The following is an 11,653-nucleotide window of genomic DNA, read 5'->3' as shown; positions in this document are numbered from 1 at the left end:
TCGATTGCGGACCGGCCTGCGCGCGCTCTGTCTCCTTGCCGGTCTGGCGGCCTCGTCGCCGGCGGCCGCGGGCGACTGGAAACCGGTCGAGAAGATCGTGACCTACGCGATCTCGGGGCGAACCGGCATCGAGCTTTATCGCTCGATCGGCGAGAACGGCCCGAAGATCGGCGTCGGCCGCGCCATCGCCTACACCGATTTCGATCTGAAATGGTCGCGCAACTACGTGCCGGAGCGGGGCGGCTGCACGCTCGCCGCCGCGCGGCCGCATCTCGTCATCACCTACCGGCTGCCGAAGCCGAAGGGCACGCTGCCGCCCGAGACGCGTCCGCGCTGGAAGCGCTTCATCGACGGAATCGAAAAACACGAGCGCGTGCATGGCGCGCTGATCGTGGAATTGGTCGAGCAGATCGAGGCGGTCTCGGTCGGGCTGCGGACGGAAAACGATCCCAAATGCCGGAAGATCCGCGCCGAACTGACCGAAAAACTGGCCGCGCTGTCGCAGGAGCAGCGCCGCAAGAGCCGCGAGTTCGACCGGGTCGAAATGAGCCAGGGCGGCAATGTCCAGCAATTGGTGCTGGCGCTGGTCAATGGCGGCTAAGGCGGTCGCGCCGCCCGTCGTGGAGCCGATTTTCTTAACCCTCTGGACAGCTTCAGCCCGTAAGGCGTGATCTTCGGCAATGGGGCCGGCGGCGGCCGGGCGCCGCCACGGCGCAAGACCATCGGAGGGCGGAGGGTGACACGATGAACAGCGCAACCGAACCGGAGGCTGCGCATTCGGCCTCCCACGGCGCCGCCTGGCGGCCGATGCTGGCCCCGCTCGTCGCGGTCGTGCTGATCGCGCTGGAGCATCTCCACATCGTCGACGCCGCGTCGGTGCCGTTCCTGGCGCTTGCCGGTCTCGTGCTGGTGGCGACGGTGTTTTCGGCCGTGCATTTCGCCGAGATCATCTCCGCGCGCATCGGCGAGCCGTTCGGGTCGATCGTCCTGGCGGGTGCGGTCACCGTCATCGAGGTGGCGCTGATCGTGTCGATGATGCTGGCCCCGTCGGAGGGCGACGTCACCGTCGCGCGCGACACCGTGTTCGCCACCGTCATGCTGGTGCTGAACGGCGTGGTCGGCCTGTGCCTGCTGACCGGCGGCATGCGCCACCGCGAGCAGTCCTTCCAGAGCCACGGCGCTGTCGCCGCCTTTTCGGTGGTCGGCGTGTTGGCGACGCTGACCCTGATCCTGCCGAATTTCACCCTGGCCGTCGAGGGGCCCTATTATTCGACGGTTCAACTCGCCTTCGTCACCGTCGTGTCGCTGGTGCTTTACGGCACCTTCCTGTTCGTTCAGACTGTGCGTCATCGCGGCGACTTCCTCGACATCTCCACCCCGGGCGAGGCCTCCGGCCACGCCGTGCCCTCGAACGGCCAGACCGCGCTCGGCGCGGCGTTTCTGGCCTTGTCGCTGGCCGCCGTCATCATGCTGGCCGAGGCGCTGGCGCCGGCGGTCGAAAAGGGCGTTACGGCGATCGGCTTCGCCGAGGCCTTTGTCGGGGTGGTGATCGCCGCCATCGTCTTGCTGCCGGAAGGCATGACGGCGGTGCGCGCGGCCGCCCTCAACCGTCTGCAGACCAGCCTCAACGTGTCGACCGGTTCGGCGATCGCCAGCGTCGGCCTGTCGATCCCGGCGATCGCGATCGCCTCCTTCCTGCTCGGCAAGCCGCTCACGCTCGGGCTGGAGGGCGAACATGTCGTGCTTCTGGCGCTGACCCTGTTTTCCGGCACGCTGACGCTGGCGACCGGCCGCACCACCATCCTGCAGGGCGTGGTGCACCTGGTGATCTTCGCCTCCTTCGTGCTCCTGGCCGCCGCGCCGTAGCGGCGGCGAAGGCCGGCCGTCGAAAGGCCGTAATCGCGAGGGCTGGCGAGCGGCGGTCGGCGGCGCGGATCATCGGCGCGTTCCCTGCCGCGTCGCTTACGCCTTGAAGCAGTGGGCGCGGTGCCAGGCGAGAAATCGCGGATGCGGGCGTTGCAGGCTGCGATCGGGAACGAGGGCACGCCCGCTGCGGTTGATCATCGCCCGCACGCTGTCCTGGTCGTTGACCTGCCGCGACACCAGGATGCCGAAATCGTCGGCAAGCGAGATGAGCCCGCGATCGAACATCCAGTGGACGGTGCCGGAAAGCGCGATGCCATTGCGCAGACTGTCCGGCCCATTTGCCTCCACCGGGCGGATATGGGCGGCCTCGACCTCGGCGCGCCCGCGCCCGTTGATCAGCTTCAGGCCGGTGACGGCGCAGCGCTCGCCATAGGCACGAAGCACGACGCGGCGGAAGACGCGGTCGCGCACGATCCGCGACGTCAATTGTATCACGCGCTCGCGCTCGTGCTCGAACGGCACCTGCTCCTCGTCGATCTCGTAACGGGCCGCCTCGCCGACCCGCGGCAAAAACGCGTCCTCGTCACCTAGTCCGGCGGCAAGGATGCGGTGGAAATCGGCCGGCGCGAGCGGGCGCACGGCAGCCTGGGCACGGCCGGAGATCCTGCCGGCCTCGTTCAGAAGGCCACGCTCGATGACGCCGTCAGGACTGCTGAACGGCACCGGATCGGCAAAATCGAGATAGCTGCCTGGCTCGATGATCGCGAGATACATGCCGGGCACTGCTGGATCAGCGATCACCTCTTGAACTTTTGCCACCGCAAAATAGCCGCGCGTGGCAGGGACCTTGGTCGGTTCCAGATAGACGATCCAGCCGCCGACGCAGGCTTCCACACGGCTGAGATACATCGGCGGGAACTGGTAGCGCTCCGATGGGCTGTCGTCGTAGATAGAATCGGAGCGGTGAATGAAGACGCCGAAGGACATGAAGCCTTCGTAGCGCGATATTCGCGTGCCGACTATCTCCCGCTAGGCGGCAGCCTAGCGATCGAAATGCGGCCGGTAGGGCCAGTCGATGCCGTAGGCCTTGAGCGGCTCGATGAGATGGTTCGGATTGAAGCTGCGAATGCCGAAATGGCGGTAGAGCAGACCTTTCGCGGTCAGGCGGACGCTGCCGCTCTCGGCGGGGGTGTAGGCGGGTTTGAGGTCCTCGGTGTAAAGCCGCCCCAGAACCGGGATTGCCTTGTTCGGAGCCCAGCCGAGCACCTTTGCCGCCGCCGACAGGCGAACGAAGGCCGAGGAATGCTGAAGCAGGGCCTCCAGCGCGTCGCGGCCCTCGGGCTCTCTCAGCACCAGTTCTTTCAGGATGGGGACCGTCTTGTCGTAGAGCCGGTTTGCGGCCGGCGTGTCCTCGCGGCGGATCGCGAGCCGCCGCTGCTCCTCGTATTCGACCAGGGCGGCCACGAGCGCGCCAGTCGGCTTGTCAGAGATTGTCCGGGTCATAGCCAAGTCTGCCCTCCCGCTTGGCGGCAGCCTAGCGATCGAAATGCGGCCGGTAGGGCCAGTCGATGCCATAGGCCTTGAGCGGCTCGATGAGATGGTTCGGATTGAAGCTGCGAATGCCGAAATGGCGGTAGAGCAATTCTTTCGCGGTCAGGCGGACGTCACCGCTCTCGGCGAGGGAGTAGGCGGGTTTGAGGTCCTCGGTGTAAAGCCGCCCCAGAACCGGGATTGCCTTGTTCGGAGCCCAGCCGAGCACCTTTGCCGCCGCCGACAGGCGAACGAAGGCCGAGGAATGCTGAAGCAGGGCCTCCAGCGCGTCGCGGCCCTCGGGCTCTCTCAGCACCAGTTCTTTCAGGATGGGGACCGTCTTGTCGTAGAGCCGGTTTGCGGCCGGCGTGTCCTCGCGGCGGATCGCGAGCCGCCGCTGCTCCTCGTATTCGACCAGGGCGGCCACGAGCGCGCCAGTCGGCTTGTCAGAGATTGTCCGGGTCATAGCCAAGTTCTTCCGCTGCCTCTCTGATCAAGTCGATGCCGTGATTGTATTGGTCGCGAAACGAGAACCGACTTACGTAGAAGCGGCGAACGATATCGTTCGTGGCCGACGACTTGCGGCTCATCTTGCCATTGATGTGGCGGTGCAGGTCAACCGGCAGGTTGATGATGTTGTCCGTGCTGTGAATGAGTTCAGGCGAAAAAAGCACCTCCAGTCTTTTCTCGACGATGTGATGCCATTCACGGCCGGGACCTGCGGGTCCGAGGTAATTGCGCAGTTCGCGCTCGTTCCGGAACCGCAGCACCGGCTGGCCCGGCCGTTGCCGCGACATGGGGCCGATCCTGCGTGTTTCCGTATCGAATTCCTCCTCGTCGGGAAACTTCGACTTCTCGCCCCATTGTTTCGGCAGCCGGCGGAGCGTCGGCCCGACGCGGCGAGCGATCTCGCGGAAGAGGCGCACGGCCTTCGGGCCCAGGCGCATCAGGACGGGCAGGATCGATGCGGCGCCGGCGGTAAGATAGGCGATCCACTGCCCACCCTCGGGCGTTCCTGCCGGCGCTCGCGGCTGGAGGTGCCAGTTTGGGTTCGCTTTGATGACCGATCGCATCCCGCTGCTGGCACGGCGCACGCGTTCCGCGGCGAGATGCCAAACGAGCCGGTTGTATTTCACTGTGAGGTCGGGTCCGCGCATTCCATGTCCTCGGTCACTTCGGGAAGGATACCGGCGAGCAGGAAGGCGTGGACAAGTTTGGTGTCGTAGGCGTCGGTCGGGACCGTTCAGGCATGGATCCTCGGGTCAGGCCCGAGGATGACGATCACGACCGGGTCGCACGCTGGCGCGGCGTCGCGGACTGGACGCTAGGTGCGTCATCCGCCGGGGCGACGTCGGCGCGGCATCGCGGGTCGGGCGCTGGGCGCGATATCAACGGGTTGGTCCCTGGAACAACCGGCGCGGAACCGGACCTCGTGTCGGTTCCAGTCCGAACGGAACCCCATCGCCAAGCTTGACGACCGATCCAAAAATTCCTGTGATCCGCGCCGGCCCTGTCAAGTCGGGCTTACCAGAACGGAAAAGCAATTGTCTCGTCCAAAGCTCCTGATGATCTGCGGCAAGATCGCCTCCGGCAAGTCGACGCTGGCGGCGAGGCAGGCGCGGGCGCCGGACACCGTGTTGATTAGCGAGGATTTCTGGCTGGCGCGGCTCTATCCGGGCGAGATCGCGACGATCGACGACTATGCGCGCTGCACGCGGCGGCTGCGCGAGGCCGTCGCGCCGCTGGTCGCCGACCTGCTGCGCTCGGTGTCCGTCGTGCTCGACTTCCAGGCCAACACGCCTGCCTCGCGCGCCTGGATGCGCGCCATCTTCGAAAAGGCGGGTGCGGCGCACGAACTGCATTATCTCAGGGCGAGCGACGCCGTGTGCAAGGCGAGGCTCGCCGGCCGCAATGCGACGGGCGAACACGAATACCGGGTGAGCGAGGCCGAGTTCGACCTCTTCACCAGCCACTTCGTCGAGCCTTCGGCTGACGAAGGGTTTTCGATCGTCCTGCACGATCAGGGGTAGGGGCGAGCGGCGCGCCCGGGGGCGGCGAATGCGGCGCGGGCGCGTCAGGTCGTCCGCAAAATCTTCTCCATCGCCTTGCCCTTCGCCAACTCGTCGACCAGCTTGTCGAGGATACGGATTTCGCGCATCGTCGGCTCCTCGACCTCCTCCACGCGCACGCCGCAGATCACGCCGGTGACCTTGTCACGGGCCGGGTTGGGCTTCGGCGCCTCGGCGAAGAAGGTCTCGAAATCGGTCTTTGCCGCGAGCACGGCGTCGAGCTCGGCGGGGCCGTAGCCGGTCAGCCAGGCGATAATCTCGTCGACCTCCTGCTTCGTGCGCCCCTTCTTCTCGGCCTTGGCGACATAATGCGGATAGACGCTGGCGAAACTCGTCGTGTAGATGCGGTGCCTGGCCATCAGGGCTCCCCGGTGATCGTGGTGCGCGGTGCGGCGGAGCCTGCGGTGGGCGGCCGCCAAATGCAAGGCCTGCGCGGCGTGAGGCAAATGGGGTGGCGCAAAGGTCACGCCTTGCTGGCCAGCCAGATGACGTGGCGGGCGCCGCGTCTGGTGGTGCCGGCGCGCACGGAAACTTCCTCCACCGCCAGGCCGGTGTCGCGCAGGCGGCGGGTAAACCCACGGTCGGGTCCGGCCGACCACACCGACAAGACGCCGCCGGGCGCCAGCGCGTTGTGGGCCGCGGCCAGCCCGCTGGCGCTGTAGAGCGCATCGTTGCCGGCCCGGCTCAGCCCTTCGGGGCCGTTGTCGACGTCGAGCAGGATGGCGTCCCATCGCGACCGCTGCGCCCTGATGACGGCGCCGACATCGGCCTCCACGATTGACACGCGCGGGTCGATCAGACTGTCGCCGTGCAGCGCGGCGAGCGGGCCGCGCGCCCAGGCAATCACCGCCGGCACCAGCTCGGCCACGGTGACGTGGGCTTTGGGCGGCAGACGGGGCAGGGCGGCGCGCAGCGTGAAACCGAGACCGAGGCCGCCGACAAGCAGCCGCGGGGCTGGCGATGTCAGGCGCTCGATGCTCAGCCGGGCGAGCGCTTCCTCCGAACCGCTCAGCCGGCTGTTCATCAATTCGTTGCTGCCCAGCATGACGGAGAACTCGCCGCCGCGCCGTTTCAGCCGCAGCGTCTCCCGGCCGCCGGGCACGGCGGCGGTGTCGAGTGTTTCCCAGGGGATCATCGGGACGGCTCCGAAGGCGCGCGCAAGGTCGCGCTCACATTCTGAAGACGCCGAATTTCGTCTCCTCGCGTTCGCCGTTGAGCGCGGCCGACAGGCTGAGCGCCAGCACCTCGCGCGTCTTGGCCGGGTCGATGATGCCGTCGTCCCAGAGCCTTGCCGATGAATAGAGCGGGTGGCCTTCCTTCTCGTATTTTTCCAGGATCGGCTTTCTGAATTCCGCCTCGTCCTCGTCCGACCATTCACCGCCCTTGCGCTCGATGCCCTCGCGCTTGACCATCGACAGGACGGTGGCGGCCTGCTCGCCGCCCATCACCGAAATGCGCGCGTTCGGCCACATCCACAAGAAGCGTGGCGAGTAGGCGCGCCCGCACATGCCGTAATTGCCGGCGCCGAACGAGCCGCCGATGATGACGGTCACTTTCGGCACGCGCGCCGTGGCCACCGCCGTCACCAGCTTGGCGCCGTCGCGGGCGATGCCGCCGGCCTCGTATTTCTTGCCGACCATGAAGCCGGTGATGTTTTGCAAAAACACCAGCGGAATGTCGCGCTGGCAGCACAGTTCGATGAAATGCGCGCCCTTGAGGGCGGATTCCGAAAACAACACGCCATTATTGGCGATGATGCCGACCGGCAGGCCGTGGATGCGGGCAAAGCCGGTCACCAGCGTCGTGCCGTAATTCTGCTTGAACTCGTCCAGTTCGGAACCGTCGACGATGCGCGCGATCACCTCTCGCACGTCGTAGGGCTGCCGCGTGTCGGCCGGCACCACGCCGTAAATCTCGTCGGCTGCGTAAAGCGGGGCGACCGGGGCGCGGGTCTCCAGCCGGGCGGGTTTTTTCCGGTTCAAATTGGCGACGATGCGGCGCACCAGGCCGAGCGCGTGCTCGTCGTCGATGGCATAGTGGTCGGCCACGCCCGACTGGCGGGTATGCACCTCCGCTCCGCCCAGTTCCTCGGCGGTGACGTCCTCGCCGGTCGCCGCCTTGACCAGCGGCGGGCCGCCGAGAAAGATCGTCGCCTGGTTGCGCACCATGATCGATTCGTCCGACATCGCCGGCACATAGGCCCCGCCCGCCGTGCACGAGCCCATCACGCAGGCGATCTGCGGGATGCCGGCGGCCGACATGTTGGCCTGGTTGAAGAAGATGCGGCCGAAATGCTCGCGGTCCGGGAAGACCTCGTCCTGATTGGGCAGGTTGGCCCCGCCCGAATCGACCAGATAGATGCAGGGCAGGTTGTTTTCGCGCGCGATCTCCTGCGCCCGCAGGTGCTTTTTCACCGTCAACGGATAATAGGTGCCGCCCTTCACGGTGGCGTCGTTGACCACCACCATCACCTCGCGACCCGACACCCGGCCGATGCCGGCGATCATGCCGGCCGACGCGATGTCGCCCGAATACATCGCATGCGCGGCGAACTGGCCGATTTCCAGAAATGGCGAGCCGGCGTCGAGCAGCTGCGCCAACCGCTCGCGCGGCAAAAGCTTGCCGCGCGCGGTGTGGCGCTCGCGCGCCGCCTGCGGGCCGCCGCGCTCGATCTCGGCCGCCGTTTCGGCGATCTCGGCCACCAGCGCCTTCATGCGGCTGGCATTGTCGCGAAAATTCTCGGCGGCGGGGGAAATCTGGGAGGAAAGCGTGGCCATGATGATCCTTGCACTGTCCGGTCGGGGGCGGAGCCCCGGCATGACCTATCGATAGGGGGGCAAGCGGAGCCTGTCCAGCATTGCGGCCGCGACCGCGCGGCGCGGCCGCCGCCAGAGACGTCCGATCTTCAGGAGGCGGCGGTGTTGCCGTGCGCGGGCAGGCCGCCGGCCCGTTTGAGCAGGCGCGCGACATGCATCAGGTTCCACGTCATGAAGGTCAGGTTGCGGCGGGTGAAATCATTGTCGAAACCGGCGCGGCTGCCGTCGTCGAGCGTGTCGCCGTAGGACGGGCCCGGCCCGGCCTCGCCGATCCAGCCGCAATCGGCCTGCGGCGGGATCGTGTAGCCGACATGCTGCATGGCGTAGAGGCAGCTCATCGACACATGCTTGATGCCGTCCTCGTTGCCGGTCACCATGCAGCCGCCGGTCTTGCCGTAGAAAACATACTGGCCCTTGTCGTTGCGCTGGGCGGAATGGGCGTAAAGCCGCTCGATGATCACCCGGCACAGCGAGGATTCCTCGCCGAGCCAGATCGGCGTGCCGAGCACCAGAATGTCGGCGTCGCGTATCTCGGGCCAGAAAACCTCCGGCCAGTCGTCGTGGCTCGCGCCATGCTCGCGCATGTCGGGCTGGACGCCGAAGGCGAGGCGATGGTCGGCCGCGCGCAGGTTCGTCACGGCGACGCCGTTCTGCCGCATGATCGCGATCGCGTCGTCCATCAGCGCCTGCGTGTGCGAGGCGCCCTGGTGCGAGGCCTTGAGCGTGCAATTCACGAACAGGGCGGTGAGGCCGGAGAAGTCGAAATCGTGGCCGCGATTGAGCCGTTGCTGGGCGTCGCTGAGCGTCATGGTTCGTCTCCCGTTGCTATGCTGTCGTGCTTGGCCAACGCGGGCTGGATGGCGCGGTTCCAGCGCACGATACCAGCCCCGCAGGGCGCGAAAAGGCCCGAGGCACGGCTTCGGCGCCGCCCTTGCCGGCCGCGGCCGCCATATCTTTGCCGCCTTGTCCGCCTATCGAGCCGGTCCATTCCGGCCCCAAGGAGCCTGTCATGAGATCGCATTCGAGTTCGCCACGTTTCGTGCCGACGCTCGTAGTGCGTCCGGCTGACAGCAATCCATTGAGGCCCGAAGGCCATGGCCCGTTCCATGATCCAGCGCCGGCAGGAGGCCGCGCGCGAAAGAGATGAAGCTTACGACGCCACGCTGAAGCGCGTTGTCCGCGCCGCGCGTCCGGCTCCCGATTTCAACAAGGCGCTCGCCGAGGCGAGGGGCGGTTTCGTCGGCGAGGCGATCCGCGACCCGGCCGCCTGGCGTCCGCGCATGAAGTCGCGCGATCCGGCCCGGCTGCGGCTTGCCGCTGCGCGTCATCTTTATGCGCGCTATCCGGTCTCCGGCGCGCTCGAGCGGATCTGGATCGATGCCGGCGGGCTCGACGTCGGCGAGGTGCGGCTGCGCAAGAGCTGGTACGTGATCGCCGCACGCGGCGGCTCGCTCTACAAGGAGGCCGCCGGCCGCTGGCTGACGCGCAAGGAGGTGCACCGGTTTCTCAATCCGCCGGGCGATCTTTCCTTCGAGGCCGCGTTCTGGCAGGCGGTGGCGCGCAGCTATACCGACGATCTCGGTCTGGCGCTGAGCATCGCGCACAGCAAGATCGCCCATACGCCGCGCCGCCAGTTCGCCTTCTGGCGCGAGGTTGTGTGGTTTTTCTGCGCCAATCCGGCGCCGCGCGCGCTGGTCGACGACCTCGTCGACTACCTGGCTGCCTGCCGCCGGCGCGACCGCGGCTACAGCCTCAAGGGCCGCACGCTGGCCTCGCTCGAGCGCCAGATGCACGACTGGCATCGCGACCTGGCGACGATCGCCCGCATCGAGGCTGCCCGTCGTCGGGCGGGGCGGGCGGCGGCGCGCGCCGGCATGGCCGCACCCGAGGGCGGACGCTGGGACGGGTCCGCGCTCGCCGACTGGTCGTGGAAGCCATCGGCGAAGGAACCGCGCGCGCGGCGCGAGGAATATGTCGTGCGCCAGCTCTCCTCGGCCGCCGAACTGGTGGCCGAGACCCGCGCCATGCGCCATTGCGTGTCGACCTATGCGGCGAAATGCATTGCCGGTTCGGCGTCGATCTGGTCGCTGTCCCGGCGCGGTGCGGGCAAGGCCGAGCGGCTGTTGACCATCGAGCTCGACAGGTGCGACCGCCTTGTCCAGGTGCGCGGTTTCGCCAACCGGCCGCCCCTGCCCGACGAGCAGAAGGTGCTGGCGCGCTGGGCCAAGGCGCGCGGCGTGGTGGTGACGTGAGCAGGCCCCGCGCCCGAGACAGTGCGCCGGCCCATCGCCGGCAGGCGCTTGTCTGCGGGTGGACCCGGCGATGCTTCGGGCACAGGCGCCGCGATGCCAGGGAGGCGTTGCCTCCTTGCGACACGTTTCAGGTCGCCGGTGGTGCGCGGACGTCCCGAAACGGGCGCCTGCAGGGGCAGCCGGCCTAGCGGATCAATTCGACCGTGCAGGGCAGCGCGAGCTCGGTCCAGGAGCGGTCTGCCGTGATGGCCGGCAATCCCTCGCGCGCGGCGAGAGCGATACAGACCCGGTCGGCCAGCGACAGACCGCGCGACCGGGTCGCCGCCCGCAACGCGACCGAGGCTTGCGCCACGTCGTGATCGAGACCGACGAGGGGAATGTCGATCAGGTCGAGCGTTTCTCGCGCCTGGCTTTCCGACAGCCCCTTGTCGACGAGCTTGGTCCCGACCTCGATGGCGTTGACGAGGCTCATCAGCGATCCGCCCAGGCGGGCGCGCACGAAATCGCTTCCCGGTTCGTCGTTGAGCAGAGCCAGCACGGCCGACGCGTCGAGGACACCGCTCACCGCTCGTCGTCCCGGCGCGCTTCGAGGCGGCGCTCGGCAATCAATTCATCGACGAGGCTGACGCCTTCCGGCACGACCTGGCGAACGAGAGCCTGCGCCTTCTGCAGCGCGGCATCTTGCGACAGCAGCCGCAATTCGCCGTCGATGACGCGCGCAAGCAGGCTGTCGCCCTCCGAGACGCCCATCGCGGCGCGCATCTCGGCCGGAATGACAATACGGCCGCCGGCGCCGATCTGAAGGCGTCCTTTCAGCCGTTGCCGGGCCGGGCGGTCGACGGGGTCGGCCGTCGATGTCGCCCGAGGCGGATTTTTCGCAGCCGGGGTGCCGGCGACCAGAACATTGCGCACGTGCTGGTAACGCTTGCCGAGAAAGCGCGCGATGTCGGCACGGGCGAACCCGGCCGCGTCGAGAGCGCGGATCTTGTCGGACACCGTGCTCTGCCCCTGGATCACCGCGCGCATGCGGTCGGTTTCCAAACTCGCCATGTCTCGTATCCCGCTCGCATAGCAACCGAGCAAACATGGTATATCCATAATAAATGTCAAATTGATATGT

Annotated in this window: 14 protein-coding genes; 4 read left to right on the top strand and 10 right to left on the bottom strand. The window is 67.4% G+C overall.

What is annotated here, in order from left to right; all coding sequences use genetic code 11:
* Positions 1–4: 4 nt before the first annotated feature.
* Together C7T96_RS09530 and C7T96_RS09525 are read left to right on the top strand one after the other, a co-directional pair.
* Positions 5–601 (top strand): DUF922 domain-containing protein, encoded by a 597-nt coding sequence (locus C7T96_RS09530; protein ID WP_238720017.1) that lies wholly within the window; start codon positions 5–7, stop codon positions 599–601.
* 206 nt (positions 602–807) lie between these two features.
* Positions 808–1,866, top strand: coding sequence for an ionic transporter y4hA (locus C7T96_RS09525; RefSeq protein WP_199190466.1), 1,059 nt, complete (start codon positions 808–810; stop codon positions 1,864–1,866).
* A gap of 96 nt (positions 1,867–1,962) precedes the next feature.
* Here the strand turns inward: C7T96_RS09525 and C7T96_RS09520 are convergent, their stop codons facing one another.
* From C7T96_RS09520 to C7T96_RS09505, 4 genes are read right to left on the bottom strand one after another with little or no spacing between them, the layout of a single operon-like run.
* Positions 1,963–2,853: an HNH endonuclease gene (locus C7T96_RS09520; protein ID WP_106571001.1), complete on the bottom strand. Its 891-nt coding sequence runs from the start codon at positions 2,851–2,853 to the stop codon at positions 1,963–1,965.
* A gap of 54 nt (positions 2,854–2,907) precedes the next feature.
* Complete coding sequence (locus tag C7T96_RS09515; RefSeq protein ID WP_158264333.1) at positions 2,908–3,369, bottom strand: DUF2019 domain-containing protein; 462 nt, start codon at positions 3,367–3,369, stop codon at positions 2,908–2,910.
* A gap of 31 nt (positions 3,370–3,400) precedes the next feature.
* Positions 3,401–3,862, bottom strand: coding sequence for a DUF2019 domain-containing protein (locus tag C7T96_RS09510; RefSeq protein WP_106570999.1), 462 nt, complete (start codon positions 3,860–3,862; stop codon positions 3,401–3,403).
* Entirely contained in the window at positions 3,843–4,553 is a 711-nt protein-coding gene (locus C7T96_RS09505) for a hypothetical protein (protein WP_106570998.1), read from the bottom strand. The genes C7T96_RS09510 and C7T96_RS09505 overlap by 20 nt, the downstream gene beginning before the upstream one ends.
* Before the next feature lie 408 nt (positions 4,554–4,961).
* Between C7T96_RS09505 and C7T96_RS09500 the strand changes: the two genes are divergently transcribed.
* Entirely contained in the window at positions 4,962–5,426 is a 465-nt protein-coding gene (locus C7T96_RS09500; RefSeq protein ID WP_106570997.1) for an ATP-binding protein, read from the top strand.
* 44 nt (positions 5,427–5,470) lie between these two features.
* Here the strand turns inward: C7T96_RS09500 and C7T96_RS09495 are convergent, their stop codons facing one another.
* From C7T96_RS09495 to C7T96_RS09480, 4 genes are all read right to left on the bottom strand, one after another.
* Positions 5,471–5,824 (bottom strand): DUF2200 domain-containing protein, encoded by a 354-nt coding sequence (locus tag C7T96_RS09495; RefSeq protein WP_106570996.1) that lies wholly within the window; start codon positions 5,822–5,824, stop codon positions 5,471–5,473.
* A gap of 104 nt (positions 5,825–5,928) precedes the next feature.
* Entirely contained in the window at positions 5,929–6,600 is a 672-nt protein-coding gene (locus tag C7T96_RS09490) for a hypothetical protein (protein WP_106570995.1), read from the bottom strand.
* Between the two features lie 34 nt (positions 6,601–6,634).
* Entirely contained in the window at positions 6,635–8,242 is a 1,608-nt protein-coding gene (locus C7T96_RS09485; RefSeq protein ID WP_106570994.1) for a carboxyl transferase domain-containing protein, read from the bottom strand.
* A gap of 128 nt (positions 8,243–8,370) precedes the next feature.
* Positions 8,371–9,090, bottom strand: a complete 720-nt coding sequence (locus C7T96_RS09480) for an NAD(P)H-dependent oxidoreductase (RefSeq protein ID WP_106570993.1) — start codon at positions 9,088–9,090, stop codon at positions 8,371–8,373.
* A 285-nt stretch (positions 9,091–9,375) separates the two neighbouring features.
* Between C7T96_RS09480 and C7T96_RS09475 the strand changes: the two genes are divergently transcribed.
* A complete protein-coding gene (locus C7T96_RS09475; protein ID WP_106570992.1) occupies positions 9,376–10,533 on the top strand; it encodes a PcfJ domain-containing protein in 1,158 nt (385 codons plus the stop codon).
* A 184-nt stretch (positions 10,534–10,717) separates the two neighbouring features.
* Here C7T96_RS09475 and C7T96_RS09470 read toward each other — a convergent pair whose 3' ends face one another.
* Together C7T96_RS09470 and C7T96_RS24275 are read right to left on the bottom strand one after the other, a co-directional pair.
* Positions 10,718–11,098, bottom strand: coding sequence for a type II toxin-antitoxin system VapC family toxin (locus C7T96_RS09470; RefSeq protein WP_158264332.1), 381 nt, complete (start codon positions 11,096–11,098; stop codon positions 10,718–10,720).
* Positions 11,095–11,583 carry an AbrB/MazE/SpoVT family DNA-binding domain-containing protein gene (locus C7T96_RS24275; RefSeq protein WP_210203188.1) on the bottom strand — a complete coding sequence of 163 codons (489 nt, stop codon included), beginning with the start codon at positions 11,581–11,583 and terminating at the stop codon, positions 11,095–11,097. The genes C7T96_RS09470 and C7T96_RS24275 overlap by 4 nt, the downstream gene beginning before the upstream one ends.
* Positions 11,584–11,653 lie beyond the last annotated feature (70 nt).

The sequence above is a fragment of the Nitratireductor sp. StC3 genome (assembly GCF_003015025.1).
Taxonomy (GTDB): Bacteria; Pseudomonadota; Alphaproteobacteria; order Rhizobiales; family Rhizobiaceae; genus Mangrovimarina; species Mangrovimarina alexandrii.
Note: the sequence above shows the minus strand (reverse complement) of the source record. Positions and strands in the feature narration are given on the sequence as shown.

What these genes read in the sequence shown, in the direction of transcription:
- C7T96_RS09485 (WP_106570994.1), bottom strand. Translation starts at nt 8,242, where the DNA reads ATGGCCACGCTTTCCTCCCAGATTTCCCCCGCCGCCGAGAATTTTCGC.
- C7T96_RS09500 (WP_106570997.1), top strand. Translation starts at nt 4,962, where the DNA reads ATGATCTGCGGCAAGATCGCCTCCGGCAAGTCGACGCTGGCGGCGAGG.
- C7T96_RS09510 (WP_106570999.1), bottom strand. Translation starts at nt 3,862, where the DNA reads ATGACCCGGACAATCTCTGACAAGCCGACTGGCGCGCTCGTGGCCGCC.
- C7T96_RS09495 (WP_106570996.1), bottom strand. Translation starts at nt 5,824, where the DNA reads ATGGCCAGGCACCGCATCTACACGACGAGTTTCGCCAGCGTCTATCCG.
- C7T96_RS09505 (WP_106570998.1), bottom strand. Translation starts at nt 4,553, where the DNA reads ATGCGCGGACCCGACCTCACAGTGAAATACAACCGGCTCGTTTGGCAT.
- C7T96_RS09525 (WP_199190466.1), top strand. Translation starts at nt 808, where the DNA reads ATGCTGGCCCCGCTCGTCGCGGTCGTGCTGATCGCGCTGGAGCATCTC.
- C7T96_RS24275 (WP_210203188.1), bottom strand. Translation starts at nt 11,583, where the DNA reads ATGGCGAGTTTGGAAACCGACCGCATGCGCGCGGTGATCCAGGGGCAG.
- C7T96_RS09490 (WP_106570995.1), bottom strand. Translation starts at nt 6,600, where the DNA reads ATGATCCCCTGGGAAACACTCGACACCGCCGCCGTGCCCGGCGGCCGG.
- C7T96_RS09480 (WP_106570993.1), bottom strand. Translation starts at nt 9,090, where the DNA reads ATGACGCTCAGCGACGCCCAGCAACGGCTCAATCGCGGCCACGATTTC.
- C7T96_RS09520 (WP_106571001.1), bottom strand. Translation starts at nt 2,853, where the DNA reads ATGTCCTTCGGCGTCTTCATTCACCGCTCCGATTCTATCTACGACGAC.
- C7T96_RS09515 (WP_158264333.1), bottom strand. Translation starts at nt 3,369, where the DNA reads ATGACCCGGACAATCTCTGACAAGCCGACTGGCGCGCTCGTGGCCGCC.
- C7T96_RS09475 (WP_106570992.1), top strand. Translation starts at nt 9,376, where the DNA reads ATGGCCCGTTCCATGATCCAGCGCCGGCAGGAGGCCGCGCGCGAAAGA.